The 19,071-nt window shown below is 66.0% G+C and carries 18 protein-coding genes; 13 read left to right on the top strand and 5 right to left on the bottom strand.

Going from position 1 to position 19,071, the window contains the following annotated elements; all coding sequences use genetic code 11:
* Window positions 1-15 precede the first annotated feature (15 nt).
* On the top strand, window positions 16-3,357 hold the full coding sequence (locus J9314_RS00185) for a S41 family peptidase (RefSeq protein WP_246490527.1): 3,342 nt from the start codon (window positions 16-18) through the stop codon (window positions 3,355-3,357).
* 74 nt (window positions 3,358-3,431) lie between these two features.
* Here J9314_RS00185 and J9314_RS00180 read toward each other — a convergent pair whose 3' ends face one another.
* Window positions 3,432-4,070 (bottom strand): hypothetical protein, encoded by a 639-nt coding sequence (locus J9314_RS00180; RefSeq protein WP_246490526.1) that lies wholly within the window; start codon window positions 4,068-4,070, stop codon window positions 3,432-3,434.
* Between the two features lie 116 nt (window positions 4,071-4,186).
* On the opposite strand from J9314_RS00180, the gene J9314_RS00175 reads away from it, so the two are divergent.
* From J9314_RS00175 to J9314_RS00155, 5 genes are read left to right on the top strand one after another with little or no spacing between them, the layout of a single operon-like run.
* Window positions 4,187-5,020, top strand: a complete 834-nt coding sequence (locus J9314_RS00175) for an enoyl-CoA hydratase-related protein (protein ID WP_210603874.1) — start codon at window positions 4,187-4,189, stop codon at window positions 5,018-5,020.
* Window positions 5,021-5,054: 34 nt separating this feature from the next.
* The gene (locus J9314_RS00170) at window positions 5,055-6,200 is read left to right on the top strand and encodes an acyl-CoA dehydrogenase family protein (RefSeq protein WP_246490525.1); all 1,146 of its coding nucleotides are present in this window, start codon (window positions 5,055-5,057) and stop codon (window positions 6,198-6,200) included.
* A gap of 52 nt (window positions 6,201-6,252) precedes the next feature.
* Window positions 6,253-7,020 carry an SDR family NAD(P)-dependent oxidoreductase gene (locus tag J9314_RS00165; protein ID WP_210603872.1) on the top strand — a complete coding sequence of 256 codons (768 nt, stop codon included), beginning with the start codon at window positions 6,253-6,255 and terminating at the stop codon, window positions 7,018-7,020.
* A gap of 41 nt (window positions 7,021-7,061) precedes the next feature.
* On the top strand, window positions 7,062-8,726 hold the full coding sequence (locus J9314_RS00160; protein WP_210603870.1) for an AMP-binding protein: 1,665 nt from the start codon (window positions 7,062-7,064) through the stop codon (window positions 8,724-8,726).
* Window positions 8,716-9,354 carry a TetR/AcrR family transcriptional regulator gene (locus tag J9314_RS00155; protein ID WP_181274226.1) on the top strand — a complete coding sequence of 213 codons (639 nt, stop codon included), beginning with the start codon at window positions 8,716-8,718 and terminating at the stop codon, window positions 9,352-9,354. Before J9314_RS00160 ends, J9314_RS00155 begins: the two co-directional genes overlap by 11 nt.
* Before the next feature lie 29 nt (window positions 9,355-9,383).
* On the opposite strand, the gene J9314_RS00150 is transcribed toward J9314_RS00155, so the two are convergent.
* Window positions 9,384-11,501 carry an HNH endonuclease signature motif containing protein gene (locus J9314_RS00150; protein WP_210603868.1) on the bottom strand — a complete coding sequence of 706 codons (2,118 nt, stop codon included), beginning with the start codon at window positions 11,499-11,501 and terminating at the stop codon, window positions 9,384-9,386.
* 153 nt (window positions 11,502-11,654) lie between these two features.
* The gene (locus J9314_RS00145; RefSeq protein WP_281412387.1) at window positions 11,655-12,092 is read right to left on the bottom strand and encodes an encapsulin; all 438 of its coding nucleotides are present in this window, start codon (window positions 12,090-12,092) and stop codon (window positions 11,655-11,657) included.
* Between the two features lie 213 nt (window positions 12,093-12,305).
* Between J9314_RS00145 and J9314_RS00140 the strand changes: the two genes are divergently transcribed.
* Entirely contained in the window at window positions 12,306-12,686 is a 381-nt protein-coding gene (locus J9314_RS00140) for a DUF488 domain-containing protein (RefSeq protein WP_210603866.1), read from the top strand.
* Between the two features lie 25 nt (window positions 12,687-12,711).
* Window positions 12,712-13,143 (top strand): DinB family protein, encoded by a 432-nt coding sequence (locus J9314_RS00135; RefSeq protein ID WP_210605453.1) that lies wholly within the window; start codon window positions 12,712-12,714, stop codon window positions 13,141-13,143.
* An 18-nt stretch (window positions 13,144-13,161) separates the two neighbouring features.
* Here J9314_RS00135 and J9314_RS00130 read toward each other — a convergent pair whose 3' ends face one another.
* Window positions 13,162-13,875, bottom strand: a complete 714-nt coding sequence (locus tag J9314_RS00130; RefSeq protein WP_210603864.1) for a TetR/AcrR family transcriptional regulator — start codon at window positions 13,873-13,875, stop codon at window positions 13,162-13,164.
* 63 nt (window positions 13,876-13,938) lie between these two features.
* On the opposite strand from J9314_RS00130, the gene J9314_RS00125 reads away from it, so the two are divergent.
* The 3 genes from J9314_RS00125 to J9314_RS00115 all read left to right on the top strand — a co-directional run bounded on the left by J9314_RS00125 (window position 13,939) and on the right by J9314_RS00115 (window position 15,425).
* Complete coding sequence (locus J9314_RS00125) at window positions 13,939-14,694, top strand: SDR family oxidoreductase (RefSeq protein WP_210603862.1); 756 nt, start codon at window positions 13,939-13,941, stop codon at window positions 14,692-14,694.
* An 82-nt stretch (window positions 14,695-14,776) separates the two neighbouring features.
* Window positions 14,777-15,106, top strand: coding sequence for a nuclear transport factor 2 family protein (locus tag J9314_RS00120; RefSeq protein ID WP_210603857.1), 330 nt, complete (start codon window positions 14,777-14,779; stop codon window positions 15,104-15,106).
* Window positions 15,107-15,116: 10 nt separating this feature from the next.
* Window positions 15,117-15,425: a VOC family protein gene (locus J9314_RS00115; RefSeq protein ID WP_210605452.1), complete on the top strand. Its 309-nt coding sequence runs from the start codon at window positions 15,117-15,119 to the stop codon at window positions 15,423-15,425.
* 12 nt (window positions 15,426-15,437) lie between these two features.
* Here the strand turns inward: J9314_RS00115 and J9314_RS00110 are convergent, their stop codons facing one another.
* Window positions 15,438-15,950, bottom strand: a complete 513-nt coding sequence (locus J9314_RS00110) for a GbsR/MarR family transcriptional regulator (RefSeq protein WP_210603855.1) — start codon at window positions 15,948-15,950, stop codon at window positions 15,438-15,440.
* Window positions 15,951-16,073: 123 nt separating this feature from the next.
* Between J9314_RS00110 and J9314_RS00105 the strand changes: the two genes are divergently transcribed.
* Together J9314_RS00105 and J9314_RS00100 are read left to right on the top strand one after the other, a co-directional pair.
* Window positions 16,074-17,636, top strand: a complete 1,563-nt coding sequence (locus J9314_RS00105) for a GMC family oxidoreductase (protein WP_210603854.1) — start codon at window positions 16,074-16,076, stop codon at window positions 17,634-17,636.
* A gap of 8 nt (window positions 17,637-17,644) precedes the next feature.
* Window positions 17,645-19,066, top strand: coding sequence for an aldehyde dehydrogenase family protein (locus J9314_RS00100; protein ID WP_210603847.1), 1,422 nt, complete (start codon window positions 17,645-17,647; stop codon window positions 19,064-19,066).
* Window positions 19,067-19,071: the final 5 nt, after the last annotated feature.

Here is a 19,071-nt window from a genome sequence, read left to right as displayed (position 1 = left end):
TGTAATGTGGGTCACGTGACTTATCTTCGCTATCCCCACATCCATGCCGATCTCATCACCTTCACCGCCGACGACGACGTCTGGCTCGTCGGGGCCGCGGGCGGCCGCGCCTGGCGGCTGACCTCGGACCATGCCCGGGTCCGATCACCGCGGATCTCCCCGGACGGCGCGCACGTCGCATTCGTGTCGTTCGCCACCGGCCAGCCGGAGCTCATGGTCGCCGAGGTGGCCACCGGGGCCCTGCGTCGGCTGACCTGGCTGGGTTCGTCGGCGATGACGATGCTCGGCTGGGCCGATGAGACGCATGTCCTCGTCGGTGCGAACGCCGGGGAGTTCGAGGTGCGCAACCATGTCGTGCGGTCGGTCGGCCTCGACGGATCGGTGACGCGCCTCCGGCTCGGCCGCGCCTCGGGAATGGCTCGGCATCACGCGGGAGTCACGGCATTGTCGACGCCGTTCTCCCGTCCCCCGGCACATTGGAAGCGCTACCGCGGAGGCACGGCGCCGAGGCTGTGGATCGATCGTGCCGGTGACGCCGACGGCACCGGGGCGAAGTGGCAGCGACTGCTGCGCGACGACGCCGCCTCGCTGACCGATCCGCTGTGGGTCGGCGATTCCCTCGTCTTCACCTCCGACCGCGCCGCGACCTTTCCTCATCATGCCTCGGAGCAGGCGAACCTCTGGATCATCGACGGCCTGGCCACAACCGCCTCGGCGACGGCAGACGGAGCCGGCGGTCACGGCACCGGCGGGGCCGGCGAACCCCGTCAGCTCACCCAGCAGACCGAGGCCGAGGGGTACGTGCGGGATGCCACCACCGACGGCACCCGCATCGTGTGGCACAGCCGTGGTGAGATCAAGATCCTCGACAGCCTCGACGCGCAGGTGCGCACGCTGTCGGTGACCCTGCCGGGCACCCAGGTGCAGCCGCTGCGCCTCGACCCGAGCACCGGGATCAACCGGATCAGCCCCGATCAGGGCGGCAATGCCTCGGTGATCGAGTGGCGCGGGAAGACCTTCTGGCTGGCTCACCGCGAGGGACCGGCCCGGGCGCTGTGCGCGGATTCGTCGATCCGCACTCGTGAGCCCGTCGTCCTCGGCTCCACCGGACTGGCCGCGTACGTCACCGACGTCGAAGGGGAGGACGCGATCGAGGTCGCCTCCGTGACCGGGGAGAAGCCGCCTCGGCGGATCGGGGCCGGTGCCTTGGGTCGGGTCCTCGACCTGCGCGCGGACCCGGCGGGGAAGACGCTTGCCACGATCTCCCACGACGGATCGATCCGGCTCATCGAGGTCGGCAACGGCCGCACCCGGCTGGTCGGGCATTCGGGCTTCGGTGAGGCCAGGACCCCGAGGTTCTCCCCCGACGGGAAGTACCTCGTGTGGTCGCAGCCGACGCAGGGCGAGGAGCAGCTGGCGCAGCTGATGATCGTCGAGGTGAAGTCGGACCGGGACGCGCAGCCGCTGACCAGCGGCAAGTTCAACGACGCCTCGCCGGCGTTCACCCGCGACGGGAAGTACGTCGCGTTCCTGTCCGACCGCACCTTCGACCCGGCCTACAACCAGCATTCGTTCGACCTGTCCTTCAACGGCGTGACCCGTCCGTGGCTGCTGCCGCTGGCCGCCGACGAACCGGCCCCGTTCGGCCCGAGCGCGAGCGGATGGGCGATCGGCGAGGTGGTCGAGGAATCGAAGTCCGAACGCGGCCGCGGTGAGAAGCCGGTCACCACCGCCGAGGTCGAGCTCGAGGGGGCAGAGGAACGGATCCTGCCGTTCCCCGTGGCCTCCGGGGTGTTCGAGCATCTCGAGTCGGCCGATGGCGGGCTGCTGTGGATGCGCACCGGGGATGCCGAGGACGGCGAGCTCGGCACGAAGCGGGCCGGGGATGCCGGTGAGAAGCCGAAGCAGGCCGTCCAGTTCTTCGACTTCGCCAAACGGAAGCTGGTCACCGTCGTCGACAGGGCCGACGAGTACGAGGTGACCGGGGACGGCAAGCTCATCGTCGTCCGCACCGACGGCGACATCTCCGTGGTCCCGGCGAATCGGAAGGTCGAAGCCGATGACGACGCGTTCGTCTCCGTCGACACCTCCCGGCTGCGCTTCGAACTCGATCGTCGCGCCGAATGGCTGCAGATGTTCGAGGAGAACGCTCGGATCATGCGCGACCACTACTGGCGCGAGGACATGAACGGAGTCGACTGGGAGTCGGTGACCCTGCGCTGGCGTGCCGTGGCCGCGAAGGCGCTGACACATGACGATCTCGTCGACATCCTGTGGGAGACCGTGGGCGAACTCAACACCTCGCACGCCTATGTCACCCCGCCTTCGGGATCAGGCGATGGGCCGGACGACTCGTCGACGAAGCTCGGCTTCCTCGGCGCGGATCTGGAGCGGACCGCCGACGGGTGGACGATCACCCGCATCCTGCCCGGTGAGAGCAGTGAGCCTGCTGCCAGATCGCCGCTGCGGCAGGCCGGGGTGGCGGCCCAGGTCGGTGACGTCATCGTCGCTGTCAATGGTCAGCCCGTCGACGAGGTGGCCGGTCCGGCCGCTCATCTGCAGGGTTCCGCGGATTCGATCGTCGAGCTCACGCTGCGGCGCGGACGTCGGAAGGATCGGGTCGTCGCCGTCATCCCCTTGGCCGATGAGGAGAAGCTGCGGTATCAGGACTGGGTGCGTTCCCGCCGGGAGTACGTGGCCGAGAAGTCGCAGGGGCTTATCGGCTATGTGCACGTTCCGGATATGACCTCCTACGGTTGGGCGCAGCTGCACCGCGATCTGCGGCAGGCCATGGGGTGCGACGGCGTCATCGCCGATGTCCGGTTCAACCGGGGCGGGCACACGAGCGCGCTCGTGGCCGAACGCTTCGCCGACCGGGTCATCGCGTGGAACGCCGCCCGGAACTACGATGCGATGGTTCCCGATCCCGAGGATGCCAGGCGGGGACCGGTGGCCTTCGTGGCGAACGAGTTCTCCGGCTCCGACGGCGACATCATCAACGCCCGCGTCCAGGCCAAGGGCATCGGCCCGGTCATCGGTGTGCGCACCTGGGGCGGGGTCGTCGGCATCGACGGCCGCTATGACCTCGTCGACGGCACCGGGGTGACCCAGCCGCGCTATGCGTTCTGGCTCGAGGGCAAGGAGTGGGGCGTGGAGAACCACGGCGTCGACCCCGATATCGAGGTCGAACACGATCCGGGTCAGCTCTTCGCCGCCGACGACCCGCAGCTCGATCGCGCCATCGCCGAGGTGCTCGCCGGCCTGGACGATCATCCTGCAGCCGCGCCGCCGGAGTTCCCGCCTCCGCGCGTGCAGTCGCCGAAGAAGGACGGCCCTGCCGAGGGGGCCGACGCCTGATAGGGAGGACGACGCCGGACTCTTAAGTGGGTGAAACCGCCGGCGCAGGCGTCGGTGCCGCGTCGGGTAGAGGCTCACCGCTCCACCGGCACCAGGGCCCACATCGCGAACGCGAGCAGCACGAAGCCTGAGATGACGCCGCTGATGACGGGGATGAAGGCGGGCGCCGCCGCGAAGAAGGCGATGAACCCGCCGAGTCCGCAGAGAGTGACGACGGTCGCGAGCACATGGAAGCGGTCGAGCCCGAAGACCTTCCCGAGGGCGAAGAAATGGGTGCCGACGGCCACGGCCACCCAGGCGACTCCGAGCTCGGGGTGGCCGAGGCTCGCCAGGAGACGGGTTCCCGCGAACAGGGCGATCGCCTCGATGAGGACGATGATCCAGTAGGCGCGACCGAACGGAGGTTCCCGCCGCGCTCTGTCCTCCCGGGAGTCTGCGCCACGGCGCTGCACGAGGCCCCGCACGGCGAAGACGAGGATGCCCGCGAACACAACAGCTCCGAGCGCGATGACCAGAGTGCGACCCAACGCAGAGAACTGCGAACTGTTGATGATGAGGAACAGCAGTCCGAACGCTCCTCCGATGAGGGCGCCGATCTCCGCCCCTGCCGCGGGCGTACGGCCGGGCGTCGAAGGGGTGGTCGGTTCCGGTGCTTCCGAAGTCATCGTCGTCCATTCGTCGGTGAACTCCGTCCTTCTTCGGAGGAGCTCCACGGGTTCATTCTTGCACCATCCCGGCCGCATGAGGTGGTTCTGACCTCTTGACCTCTTCTGTGAACTGATGTTCACTGGGTGTGAACACAGATTCATTTTTCATCGAGGAGGCACCGATGCCGACAGATACGACTACGACTCAGCAGGCCGCGACCGACGAGTTCGAGGACATCCTCTACGAGGTCGAAGAGAACTTCGCCGTCATCACCATCAATCGCCCCGAATCCTTCAACTCCTTCCGCTCGCAGACCGTCGACGAACTCATCGAGGCCTTCACCCTGGCCTGGGGCGACAACCGCGTGCGATCGATCATCCTCACCGGCTCCGGGCAGAAGTCCTTCTGCGCCGGCGGCGACGTCAAACAGAAGGCCGAGACCGGCGACTACGGCCCCAGCCGCTACGGCATGTTCCGCATCTCCGAGCTGCACAAGGTCATCCGCTCGGTGCCCAAACCCGTCATCTCCGCGGTCAACGGCGTCGCCGTCGGCGGGGGCAATGTGCTCTCGACCATCTGCGACATCACGATCGCCGCCTCTCATGCACGCTTCGGCCAGGCCGGCCCCAAGGTCGGCTCCTTCGACGCCGGGTACGGCTCGGCCTTCCTCGCCCGCGTCATCGGCGAGAAGCGCGCCCGCGAGATGTGGTACTTCTGCGAACTCATCGACGCACGCAAGGCCGAATCATGGGGCCTGGCCAACGAGGTCGTCGAGGCGGATGAGCTCATCCCCCGCGCCAAGGAGCGCGCCCGGGCACTCGGGCTCAAGGCACCGACGGCGCTGCGCTTCCTCAAGCAGTCCTTCAACGCCGACTCCGAGATGCAGACCGGGTTCACGAACCTCGCCATGAGCGCCCTCGACCTCTACGCCCATTCGCCCGAGTCGCACGAAGGTGCGGCCGCCTTCGCCGAGAAGCGCGACCCCGACTTCAGCCGCTTCGACGGCGCCTACTGAACCCCGAAGACCCGACAAACGCAGAAGGATCACCGTGGACGTTTCACTCTCCCCCGCTGCCAAGGCCCTCCTCGAGGCGGCGGCCGGATTCGAGGACAGGCTCATCAGCGAAGCACGCGACCGTGAGGCCGCCGGTCGCATCGGCGTCGACGTGACCCGGGAGATGGGTCGGGCCGGGCTCATCGCCCCCGAACTGCCGGGCCACCTCGGCGGGCAGGGCCTGGGCAAGGTCACGGCCGGCCGCGTCACCGAGGCCATCGCCCGTGGAGACCTCCCCGTCGCCTACATCCAGGTCGTCGGGTCCCTCATCGGGCAGGTCATCGCCCGCAATGCCGACGCCGAGGTGGCCGCCCACTACTGCCGCCAGATCACTTCCGGTGACGCGACGGTGGCCATCGGGCTCTCGGAGCCCGATGCCGGTTCGGACGCGGGCAACCCCTCGACCACCGCCCGCAGGGACGGCGAGGACTGGATCGTCAACGGCACGAAGTCGATGTCGCTGGCGATGACCTCGACCGCCACGGTGATCTTCGCCCGCACGGATCCCGATGCCAAGCGCGGCAAGGGCATCTCTGCCTTCCTCGTCGATCTCGACGCACCCGGGGTGACCCGGACCCCGATCGTCGACATGGGGCAGGCTGCGGTCGCGCGCGGCAGCGTGGACTTCAACGACGTCCGCGTTCCGGCCGACCACCTCCTCGGCGAGGTCGGGGGTGCGTTCTCCCAGGTCATGCAGGGATTCGACTTCTCCCGCGCGCTCATCGGACTGCAGTGTGTGGGCACCGCGTCACGAGCGATCGACGATGCCTGGGCCTATGTGAAGAACCGCCAGGCCTTCGACCAACCCCTGTCGAAGTTCCAGGGCGTATCGTTCCCGCTGGCCGAGGCCGAGACGAAGATCGCTGCCGCCCGGCTGCTGTGCCTGGACACGCTCCGCCTCGGCGACGAAGGACTGCCGCACACTTCGCAGGCGGCCATGTGCAAATGGTGGGCTCCGCTCGAGGCCTACCATGCGATCCACCAGTGCCTGCTGCTCCACGGCCAGAACGGCTACAAACAGGACCGCGACGTCGAAAAGCGGCTGCGCGATGTGCTCGGCATGCAGATCGGCGACGGCACTGCACAGATCATGAAACTCATCATCGCCCGGGAATCCGCCGGTCGCGAATTCGCTCCCTGAACCACCCCGCAGACACTCGACAGACACCCCATTCACCAGGAAGGACACCACCATGTCAGCGAACACAACCCACACCGCGCCCCTGACCGACCGCATCGTCATCGTCACCGGAGCCGCCTCGGGCATCGGCAAGGGCATCGCCGGCCGTCTCGCCGCCGACGGTGCGACCGTCGTCGTCGCCGACCTCGACGCACAGAAGGCCGGGGACACCGCCTCGGCGCTGGGAAATGATTCGATCGGCCTGGCCGTCGATGTCACCGATCGGGCGGCCGTGGACGCCATGACCGCCGAGGTGATCGAGCGTTTCGGTCGCATCGATGTCCTCGTCAACAACGCCGGGTGGGACAAGGTCGAACCGTTCATGGATTCGACGCCGGCGACCTGGCAGAAGGTCATCGCGATCAACCTCCTCGGCACGCTCAACTGCACGCAGTCCGCGGCCGCGCACATGATCGCCGCCGAATCCGGTGCCGTCATCAGCATCGGATCCGACGCCGGTCGCGTCGGATCGAGCGGCGAAGCGGTGTACTCGGCGGCCAAGGGCGGGATCATCTCGTTCACGAAGACCTTCGCCCGCGAGGTCGCCCGGCACGGGATCACGGCCAACTGCGTGTGCCCGGGACCTGCCGACACCCCGCTGTTCGCCGAGATCTCGGCGGACAACCCGAAGCTGCGCACCGCGCTGGAGAAGGCCATTCCGATGCGCCGACTCGCCCACCCCGATGACCTCGCGAACGCCGTGGCGTTCTTCGCCCGGCCCGATTCCGCCTACGTCACCGGCCAGACCCTGTCCGTCTCCGGCGGACTGACCATGGCCTGAGCACCACGGCCCACGCACCACCAGAGCAAAGGAGCCCTGACATGCCCACACGATTCGAGACCACCCTCACCGACGCCCTCATCGACAAGCACACCTGGGCGGGCGACTGGAAGAACCAAACGCTGCTCGACCACCTCGAGCATTGGACCCGAGAGAGTCCGGATGCCGTGGTTTCCCGGGACCCCTACGGAGCGCACACATATGCGGAGCTCTCCGCCGACGTCGAGACCTGTGCCAGGGCACTCGTCGACATCGGTCTCACACCGGGCGACGTCGTGGGAATCCACCTGCCGAACTGGTACGAATGGCTGGTCATCCACCTCGGCGCCATCAAGGCCGGGGCCGCGACGAACGGTCTCATTCCGATCTACCGCGACCGTGAGATCGGGTACATGGCGAAGAAGGCAGGTGTCTCCGTCCTCTTCGTGCCGAACCGGTTCCGCAAGTTCGACTACCCGGACATGGTCGACAGGCTGCGGGCGAACCTGCCGGAACTCACGCACACGATCGTGCTCGACGCCCCCGGTGAGGCTCCGTTCGCCGCGCGGGACGGGTTCGAACGTTGGGAGGACTTCCTCGGCCGCGGTACGACCACCTCGGCGCTGGAATCGATCGATTGGGCCGAACGCCGTCCCGATCCGAACGATGTCGGGCTCATCCTGTTCACTTCGGGCACCACGGGCGACCCGAAGGGGGCCATGCACACGCACAACTCGGTGCTTGCGGCGGCCCTGCCCTGGCCGGACCACCTGGGTCTGGGTCAGGGGTCGGTCATTCACATGGCTTCGACGTTCGGCCACCTCACCGGGTACATGTACGGGGTGTGCCTGCCGCTGCTCATCGGCGGGACCGGAGTGTTCCAGGATGTGTGGAACGGTGAGGACTTCGTCCGCCTCGTCGCCGAGCACGGAATCGAGCACACCTCCGGGGCGACCCCGTTCCTCCACGACCTGCTCGATGCCGCGAAGACGACCGAGCACGATCTGTCCTCGCTCAAGCACTTCTGCTGCATGGGTGCCCCGATCCCGCGTGTGATGGTCAATGAGGCGCGCGAACTCCTGCCGAGGCTCAGCGTGTTCGGCGGCTGGGGGCAGACCGAATGCGGTCTGGTCACGATGACCGCCCCGGGCGATTCGGAGGAGAAGGTCACGGGCACCGACGGTCGGGCTCTCGGGTCCATGGAGGTGCGCGTAGTCGATCCGTTGGGTGCACCGATGCCCGCCGGAGAAGAAGGAAAGGTCCAGGTCAAAGGCCCGTTCCTATTCGTCGGCTACCTCAAGGAACCCGGGCTGACGGCTGAGGCGTTCGACGGCGCCTGGCTCGACACGGGCGACCTGGCGGAGATGGACGAGGACGGCTTCATCCGGATCGCCGGCCGGTCGAAGGACATCATCATCCGCGGCGGTGAGAACATCCCTGTCGCCTACGTGGAGAACGTCCTCTACGAGCATCCGGCGGTGTCTCAGGTCGCGGTCGTCGCGGTGCCGCATCCGCGGCTGCAGGAGATCGCGTGTGCGGTCGTCACCCTGGTCGAGAGCCAGAGCCTGGAGATGGATGATCTGCGTGAGTTCTTCGAATCCAAGGGGGTGGCAAAGCAGTACTGGCCCGAGGCTCTGCAGGTCCTCGACGAGTTCCCGCGGACTCCGAGCGGTAAGATTCAGAAGTTCAAGCTCAGAGAGGAAGTCGCCGTCGACCATGTCAGCTGAATCCGCAGATCTCAACGCCATCGTCCGTGGGGCCCGGGCGGAGTTCCGGGAACGGCAGATCGTCGATGCCGCGGTGCGCCTGATGCAGGAGAAGGGCACTCATTCGGTGTCGATGCAGGCGATCGCGAAATCCGGTGGGGTCAGCGTCGGACTGCTGTACAAGTACTTCTCCGATAAGGAGCAGATCGTACTCGCCGCGATCACCCGGGTGCTCGAAGAGTTCCGGCTGCGCGTTCCGTCTGCCATCGCCGAGGCGGCTGACCCGGTGGACAAGGTCATCGCCGCATTCTCCGAGTTCTGCCGGATCGTCGGCGAACAGCGGCACGCTGTCGTACTCACTTATCAGGCCTCGCGGTCGCTGTCGAAGGATGGGCTGAGTTCGATTCAGGAACAGGAGCTCGAGACCCTGCAGCCGCTCATCGATGTTGTGTCCGGGGCGGTGGAGACCGGTCATCTGCGCGATGTCGATGCGCAGGCTCTCGGGCACGACCTCATGTCGATCGCACACATGTGGGCACTCAAGCACTGGTACTTCCAGAAGATCGGTCTCGACCTCGACACCTATATCGACCGGCAGGTGCGCACCCTCATACTCAGCAACCTCAGCGCCGGGACCGACTCGAGCTAGCTGCTCACGGTACGGACGGATCGATGCATTCAGAAGGGTGGGGGCTCGCACGCATTCCAGTTGATGTTCGCGGGCCGCTGCCCCGACCACGGGTCGACCTGCTCTCCCGTGGTGGATACTCTGCCGCTCTGGTCCTTTCTCTGTTGGCTCCTGCGGCGCGGCCGGTGGGGCAGATGGTTCGCGCTGGGGCTTTCGCGGTCGTTCGCGAGACCGGCCGGTGCCGGTTGTCTCCGTGGCCGACCCAGCGCCTCCCCCGGAGACGTGCTCGGAGCGACTGGGGGCGGGCTCGGGGAGGGTTTCAGGGGCGGGTCCGGCCTGTTCTGCTGTGAGTCCGGTGGGCTGCCGAACTCGGTGAACAACTCGGCGTGCCGAGCATTGATCGGGTTGTCCGGCGGCATTGCCTCGGCGGCCACTCCGTGTGCGAAGACATACTCCACCGAACCGTCCGAGGTTTTGCGGATACTGAATTTCCGATCGGTCTTCGCCTGGTGGTGCGGGCGGCAGAGGTAGTGCCCGTTCTCGAAGGTGGTCTGTCCGCCCGCTGCGGGATCGTCGTGGTCAAAGGGGATGATGTGGTCCAGTTCGGACGTCTCCGCCCGACGAGTACATCCCGGCATCGAGCATGCCTGCCACTTCGCAGCGAGCGGCAACCGGACATCCGCAGGGATGCGGTAACTCTGCGACCTCGCGTCCAGCGGAGTGCCGGTCACCGGATCGGTCATGATCCGAGTCCAGGTCGAGCACTCTCCGGCGATGGCGCGTGCGACAGTGGCGGGAATCGGAGAACCGTCGGAGTAGATTCCAGGCAGCTGCGACTCACCGGCCAATGTCAGGAAAGGCACCGTGACCAGAAGCTTCGCCTGTTCGCGAAGCCACTGGCCATGGGTCGGCATCGCCATCTTGATAACGGTCGAGACCGTGGTGGAACCAGCGGTCGTCGCGGCACGTTCCGCTTCCTCCTGTGCCCCGTCGGTTGCATTGTTGACCGTGTTCACGATCGCCGCCGCGGTGGGAACTCCCTGATCGGGCAGGTCCAAGGGGATCTGGTTGACGGTGGTTGTTCCGTTCTGCGTGTCATTCGTTGTGACTTCAATGGTCAGCTGCGGGGCCACGCGAGTCGCAATGTCGTACATGAGCGAGTCGATGCTGCCGAGTTCGCTGACGTCGACATCATTGATGTCGGTGGCGACGAGGGATGCGAAGTTTCCGTGTCTGATCGCACGGGCGAAGGCTTCGAGGCGCTGGTGGAACGCCTTGAGTTCCGCTGCCGGACCGCTCAGCACCACCGAGGCGGTTCCGTCCTTGTAGGTGGTGATCGACACCCGACGGCGCCGTGACGCCAGGTCGGAACGGTCGTCTTCGTCCTGCATGGAGGCGGCCTTCATCGACAGTGATTTCCTGAAGGTGTCGATGGTGACATCGGCCCGTCGTTGACCTAAGTACTCGTCGAGCTCAGGCAACGACTCGAAGGACAGGTCCTTGGCCGTCCTGGCCGCGGCGTTCACGTGTTCGATGGTGAACTCGCCGGCACAGCAGCGCGCGAGGAACTTGGGCAGCCCATGGACGATGGTGACAGCCGTGACGATCTTGCCGAATGTCTGCCCGGAGGTCGAGCCCAACACTGAGGCCAGTTCGGCCACATCCTCAATCTCTGCGAGCTTGTGGACCCACCTGTCGAAGGTCTCTCCGAGGTGGAAGCCGGGAAAGTCGGGTCGCGACTCAAGTGCTGCCTGCAGCGCGGATTCACAGCTGCCCGGGGCGACGACTTCGTCCGTTCCGGACTTCGCACTCATCTCGGTTTCGGCTGCGTCAAGAAAACGCTCGAGCGTCTCGCCGAAGGTCGCGTACTCAGAGATCCTTTCGTCGACGTTCGGCCTGAGATTGAGACGTTCGACCGCCTCGGCGAGGAAGGCCTGGGCAATGGATCGCAGTTCGGCCAGCTGCACACTCGTGCTCAGTCCCAGCACCCTGACCACAGAGAGCAAGGGCGAATCCTCGGCGACGTCGAGTCGCCTCGGTGAGTCGGGGCCGATGCTCGAGGGGAGCTGCACGTATCCGATCTGCCCCGAGTCCGGCAGGACCTCAGAGGAAGAGGAATCCGAGGCAGGATCGAACTCGTCATCACTCGGATCCTGTTGATCCTTCATCGGTCTCCCCTGCCTTTCACGCCTCTGTGAATGCTTTCCCCGATTCTACTCCGCAGTCGAATTCATTGTCCAGAGTTTTCCGTAATTCAATCGAACATCTTTTTTCTATAGACATATTCGCAAAAAAGATTTCAAGTGCCAGTTCGGACAGGTTCAGCCCTCCGCCGAGCGACACCACTCATCCCGGCCCAAGGGGCAGTGATCAGTCGCGCGGAAGGCGGTAGAGCAGATAAAGACAACCGTCATCCGCCGCATACAGCGAAGCGAGCTCCACGTCGATGGGCGGTTCGAAGTCGTCGCCACGTCCCCGCCGCGCGTGGACACGAGGAGGGCACCTTCGAGGGCCGGGGCCCAGATGATCTCGACGGCATCTGGGAGATCGACCGTGGCATTCGAGGAGTTCGGCACGATGCCGCCGATGCCCGCCGAATCGAGTCCATGGAGGACCGCCCGGTCCTCGGCCATGGCGATGGTTGTGGCCGCGTCCTTGACCGGCTGCCAGTCCGAGTCGCCGGAGCCGCGAGCGACGTCGTCGATGGCCTGGCGGGTCACCGTGAACGGCGCACGAAGCTGCCTGGCCTCCTCCTCGATCTCCGCCCAGGCAGGGCGGGTGATGGGAGCGACGCCTGGCTCTGGACAGTCACTGCATCATCTCCTCGATTCGCAGATTCGCCATCGGCCCACCACAGACCGCATCAGCGCGGCTGAGATCTCCACTATACGCGCGGGGTTTGACGCGAAGGCAAGGACCGAATCCGCCACGTCCTACACTGGAAGGCAAGCGAGCGGAGGGAGTGAACGACCATGACCACCTCGGACGATCCACGGATCCGGGTGCGCCGCATCTACGACGATCCTGAACCATCCGACGGCACTCGCGTCCTCGTCGACCGGGTCTGGCCGCGGGGAGTGAGCAAGGACCACGCCAACCTCGGCGAATGGCTCAAGGACGTGGCCCCCTCGACCGAGCTGCGCCAGTGGTACGGGCACGATCCCGACAAGTACGACGAATTCGCCAGGCGCTACCGCGAGGAACTCAAGGACGACACCCGCGCCGAGGCGCTCGACCGTCTCAAGGACATCGCCGAGAAGGGCACGCTCACCCTGCTCACGGCATCGAAGCGCGACGACATCAGCCAGGCGGCGGTCCTCAAGAAGACCCTCGACAGCGGGAGGCACGGATGAGTGAGATCGAACCGGGGACGAGGACATCATCGACCTTAAGCACCGGATCGCCGAGGCGGCCGCTTCCTGGGCACCCGCCCTCGCTCGGCCGGACGCCGCCGACCGTTTCCGCGAGGACCGATGGTCGACCGTCGAATACGCCGCCCACCTCCGCGACGTCCTCACCGAATTCCGGTCACGCACCCTCCTCATGCTCGCCGAGGAGGCTCCCACCCTGCCGAACTTCGACGGCGATGCCGTCGCTCTTGAGTCCGACTACCGAAAGCAAACGGCCGCCGAGGTGCTCCCTGGGCTGGAACGTGCCGCAGCCGCCTACGCCGGTGCGCTCTCCGACCTCGACGACGAGCAATGGCAGCGCACGGGCCTGCGCGCCGACGGTCGGGAGTTCACGATCGCCTCGCTCACCCGCTACGGCTGGCACGAAGTCCACCACCACCTCGGCGATGTCGAAGGCTGAGAGACCGGGCTGTGCGCCCTAACGCGGGCTCCGGTCTGATCCGTCGGCGTGCTCACTGAGGCGTCGGGTCCACTCGACGAGCAGCTGGGTCTCCGCGGGTCCGAGGATCTCGGGGTGGGCGACAGCATATTCGATGACCGAATGACCGAACCTCGCCACAGGCGACTCAGGCACCGATGTGCCTGTGATCGAGGCGAGCACCCCTTCACGGATCTCGGCCGAGAGTTCCTGATCGTCATGGCCGAGAACGATCAGACGGAGCGTGAGTCCGACATTCGTCGCGAGGATGTGGGCTGCGGCCTGACGTGAGTCGACGACCAATCGTCCCTGCGCGGCCGCCTCTGCAGTGAGAGCTCTGAGGATCGCGCTCGGGCGGGACTGATCGACGGGAGAGTGCCCGGGTCGGACCTTGCCGTACATGAGGGTGTAGAAACCGGGGTTCCGCAGTCCGAATTCCACATGGGCATCCCAGCCGCTTCGGAGGTCCTGGATCGGGTCACCGCTCGATTCCATCGCTGATTTCTCACCGAGATACATGTCGAATCCGCGAGTGATCACTGCGTCGATGAGACCCTGCTTGCTGCCGAAGAAATGGTAGAGCGTCGGCATCTTCACCCCGACGACATCACACACCGCACGCAACGAGAAGTCCTCCCCAGGAGACTCTGCGATGAGGTCGGCTGCCGCGTTGAGCAGCCGAGTCCGTGTATCAGGGGTCGGGGATCCTGTCATATCGCTATAGTATCGTGTACTGTTGCTATACAGACATATACCAACGATACGTCAGGAGCGATCATGACCGAACGCACACTCCGAAACAAGAACGTCCTCATCGCCGGCGGCGGAAAGAACCTCGGCGGGCTCATCGCTCGCCAATCCGCCGAAGCCGGAGCGAATGTCGCCATCCACTACAACTCCGAATCCTCCCGCCCGGACGCCGAGGCCACACTCGCCGCAGTCGAGGACCAGGGCGTCAACGGTGTCCTGCTCAGTGGAGATCTCACCCGGGCGGCCGCGGTCGAACAGCTCTTCACCGACGCCGAGGCGGCTCTTGGGCCGATCGACATCGCCGTGAACACGGCAGGCAAGGTGCTGCGCAAGCCGATCGTCGACACGAGCGAGGCCGAGTACGATTCGATGTTCGACATCAACTCGAAGGCCGCCTACTTCTTCATCAAGGAAGCCGGCAAGCACCTGAGCGACGGCGGCAAGATCATCACCATCGTCACAGCGCTGCTCGCCGCCTTCACCGACGGCTATTCGACCTACGCCGGCGGCAAGAGCCCCGTCGAGCACTTCACCCGCGCAGCGGCAAAGGAATTCGGCGAGCGCGGAATCTCGGTCACCGCCATCGCACCAGGGCCGATGGATACACCGTTCTTCTACGGTCAGGAGACCCCGGAGCGCGTCGAGTTCCACAAGTCGCAGGCGCTGGGCAACCAGCTCACTCAGATCGAGGACATCGCACCGATCGTCCGCTTCCTCGCCACCGAAGGGTGGTGGATCACCGGACAGACGATCTTCGCCAACGGCGGATACACCACCCGCTGAGACCTTGCGGCCGAAAGACGCCGCGAACCGCACGGACGCCGAGCACAGAATCCGCACCCGACACAGAGAAACAGGAGTCACCGTGACAGAACCGCAGATACCGACGACGATCGCGACCTTCATCGAAGTCGTCAACTCCCATGACGAGCAGGGCTTCCTCGACGCCTTCGCACCCGAGGGCGTCGTCGACGACTGGGGCCGCGAATTCGTCGGCCGCGACGCCATCAAGGGCTGGAGCGACGTGGAGTTCATCGGCGCGACCGGCATCATCTCCCCCGAAGAGGTGACGATTGAGGGTGATCGCGTCACCGTGATCGGCGATTGGGCTTCGACTCATGCCAATGGCCGCTCCTCGTTCGCCTTCGACCTCGACGGCGACCAGATCACCAGGATGACCATTCGCGAGGGCTGAGCCGGCCCGGCTGCGCACCTTCACGCTCGGCCGCTGGTGGGCCGAGGCGCTCGGCTGGGTCGTCATCGATGAGAACGAGACGGAGATCGAGATCCGCCAGTCGCCCGATCGCCTGCCGGGGATCATCGTCGGCATCGATCGGGAGGAGAAGGTCGTGAAGAACCGTCTCCACCTCGATCTCCGTCCCGATGATCAGGCCGCCGAGGTGGCCCGCCTCCTTGATCTCGGAGCTCGCCGAGTCGATGTGGGACAGACCCGTGACGAACCGTGGGTCGTCCTCGCCGATCCCGAGGGCAACGAATTCTGCATCCTCGGCTGAGGAGATCCCTCGCTACCGTCGACCGACCCCGGATGCCGCTGATCGCGAATACTCCGTGAGCAGTCCGTCGAGGCGGTCAGCCATGAAGCGGTAGTACTCGTTCATCTGTTCAAGACGCTCCCTCTGCACCGGGGGAAGCCCCCGGCCCTCGCGGCCGGCCGACTCCGCGAAGTCGAGCAGCTGCGCCGTCGTCTGCCGCTGATGTTCGAGGCAGCCCACCCAGGCATCGGCTCGCCAGCGGTAGACAAACTGACGCTGACCGGACTCCTTGAACCTCTCGATGACCCCGTTGTCGATGAGCAGTCGGGTGGTCTCCGAAACCGAGCCCTTGCTCGCGGCGAGCCGCTCCTGCAGCTCGGCCATGCTCAGCGGTGTCTCGCTGAGCATGAGGACCCCGGCTGCGCGACCGGCCATCGGGGGCCAGCCCATCGCCTCGCCGACGCGTCGACCGAAGCTCTCGACCAGCGATTCCTCCACGTCTCGGCTGCCTTCCGGCGCGGATGCCGTCACATCGATCCCCTTCATAACAATTCAGTCTTTGCTGAACATTCACTATTGACTGAACTTTGTGATGTCAGTCATTCTAGGTGCTGAGCGGAACGATCCGCCACTGGCTCCCAAACTACTCGTTCTCAAGGAAGATGTGACGTGAAAGAAGACAACTGGGACATCATCGTCGTCGGAGCCGGCTCAGCCGGCGCAGCATTCGCCGTGCGATCGGCACAGCAGGGCAAGCGAGTCCTCTTGCTCGAAGCCGGCCGCGACTATCGATCCGCGCAGATGCACGAAGCCTGGAGATCGCCGAATCCCGCGGTCGCGATCATGGACCCCGATGCCATCGACGGGATGATGTGGACCGATCTCGAGGCCACGCGCACCGAGGCACAGCCGCCGGCACCGTATTGGCGCGGACGAGGTGTGGGAGGAAGCTCCTCGATCAACGGACAGATCGCCATCCGCCCTCCGCTCGATGACTTCGACGAATGGGCGCAGACCGGCTGTGCGGGCTGGTCGGGCGCCGAGGTGCTTCCCGCCTTCGTCGCCCTCGAGGACGACGAGGAGTTCGGCGCGGCCGACTATCACGGGGACTCCGGACCCACCCCCATCTACCGCGCGCCTCGTGAGAAGTGGGGAGCAGTCGATGTCGCCCTGGCCGATTCGGCACTGGCCGCCGGATTCCCCTGGGCCGCCGACGTCAACGCACCGCAGGCCACCGGAGTCTCCCCCTATCCGATCAACTCCCGCGATTCGCGCAGGGTCAGCGTCAACGACGCCTACCTCGAAGGGGCACGCGATCTGCCGACGCTGACCATCCTCGGCGAGGCCACCGTCGACCGTGTCATCATCGAGGACGGGGCGGCCGTCGGTGTCCGAGTCCTCGTCGACGGTGTGGCCGAGGACCGGCACGCCGCGACGGTCGTGCTCAGTGCCGGTGTCATCCATTCCCCGGCGATCCTCATGCGCTCGGGCATCGGGCCCAGCGAACATCTCAGGTCCCTCGGCATCGACTGCCGAGCCGATCTGCCCGTCGGGCAGGGTCTGCAGGATCACGCGATGGCGTCGATCACGCTTCCGCTCACCGCCTCGGCGGGGGTCTCGACGCCGAACGATCGGCACACCAATGTCTGCGTGCGCTGGTCGAGCGGCGACGGGAGATTCAACGACCTCATGTTCGTGTCGATGAACCAGAGCGTGATCTCCATGGCGACGGCGAACACGGGAGCCGAATACGGCGCCCTCGGGGTCTGGCTCAACCAGGCGGTCTCCCGCGGCAGCGTCATCCTGACCTCGGCCGACCCTCTCGACCAGCCCCTCGTCGCCGAGAGGATGCTCTCCGACCCCGGTGACCGTGCGCGGCTGCGCGTGGGAGTCAGGCGCCTGACAGAGCTGCTCGACGAGGACGCAGTCCGAAGCATCCTCGGCGGCTCCGTCGAGGAGTGCAATCCCGAGCTCTTCGCCGCACTCGACGACGACGAAGCTCTCGATGCCCACCTGCTCGCCACTGTCGCCGACGCGCAGCACGGCACGAGCACATGCCGGATGGGCCGAGCTGAGGACCCGACCACCGTCGTCGACGCGGATTGTCGGGTGCACGGAATCGATGGCCTCCACGTCGTCGATGCCTCCGTCTTCCCGGCGGTGCCGAGAGCGAACACCAATCTGGCAGCCATCATGGTCGGCGAACTCATGGCCGACCGCATCAAGGAGTGAGTAGAACAGTGTTGACCCTGCAGAACCATATCGACGGCGCCTGGACCGATTCGCACGATGAGCATCGTCTCAGCGTGGTCAATCCCGCCACCGAGGTCACCGAGGCCGAATTCGGTCGCGGAAGCCCTGCCGACGTCGACGCGGCCATCGCCGCAGCCAAGCGGGCCCAACAGGCCTGGGCCGCGACCGCGCTCGAGGACAGAGTCGCCCTCATCCGCGACTGGGCCGATCGCATCGAAGAGCACACCGACGAACTCGCCGAACTCGAATGCCGGGAGATGGGCAAGCCGATCGGCATCGGCTGCGGCTTCATCGCAGCCGGCGTCGCGGGTCTCCGCGCCGCAGCTGCGGAGGCGCTCGACTACCCGTTCACGACCAGAACCGAGGATCCGGACGGCGGGCACACCCTCATCGTCCGACACCCGGTGGGGGTGGCGGCCGTCGTCACTCCGTGGAATTTCCCTGTCGCCATGGTCCTCGGCGCGCTGGGTCCGCTGCTGGCAGCGGGCAACACCCTGGTGGTCAAGCCCTCTGAGCGCTCGCCGCTGTCGACGGTGAGACTCGTCGAACTGCTCGACCTGCCCGCCGGAGTGCTCAACCTCGTGCTCGGCGACGCTCACGCGGGTGAGCCGCTGGTCGCCCACGACGACGTCGACCTCGTCCACTTCACGGGGTCGGTCGCTGCAGGGCGTGCGGTCGGGGCCGCCTCTGGGCATGCTCTGCACCGTGCGGTGCTCGAGCTGGGCGGCAAGGATCCCGTCATCGTCGACGAGGACGTCGATGTCGCCGCCACAGCACAGGCAGTCGCATTCGGATCCTTCGTCAACACCGGCCAGATCTGCACGTCCATGGAGCGCATCTACGTCCACGAGGCGATCGCCGAGGAATTCGTGGAGAAGCTGGTCAGTGCGGCTGAGACGTTCTCCTACGGTGATGGCCTGGATCCGAATGTGATGATGGGACCGCTCGTCGATGATCGGCAGCGGCGCATCGTCGCTGATCAGGTGCGAGACGCCGCGGAGAAAGGTGCGACCGTGCGGACGGGAGGCGAAGTCCCCGAAGGGGCCGGGTTCTTCTACCCTGCGACTGTCATCACCGAAGTCGACGCGTCGATGTCGGTGATGACGGAGGAGACGTTCGGTCCGATCGCTGCCGTCTCCATCGTCTCCTCATTCGCCGAAGGCCTCGAACGAGCCTCGGATTCGGCATTCGGACTGGCGGCCACGGTGTATACGCACAATGCCGAACACATCGCACTGTCAACCAGCATCCCCGCCGGGGTCGTGTGGGTCAATCAGTGGCAGGGCGGTGGCGGTGTGCGGACCTACGAGCCGGCGCGTGCCAGCGGGTTGGGGGCGACCGGCACAACGGCCGCCTATGACTCTGCCACTCGGCCATTCACGGTTCACATCGCACCCGACGAATCCTGAGGCAC

This window comes from Brevibacterium oceani, from assembly GCF_017948325.1.
GTDB lineage: Bacteria > Actinomycetota > Actinomycetes > Actinomycetales > Brevibacteriaceae > Brevibacterium > Brevibacterium oceani.
This window is presented reverse-complemented; position numbering and strand designations above follow the sequence as displayed.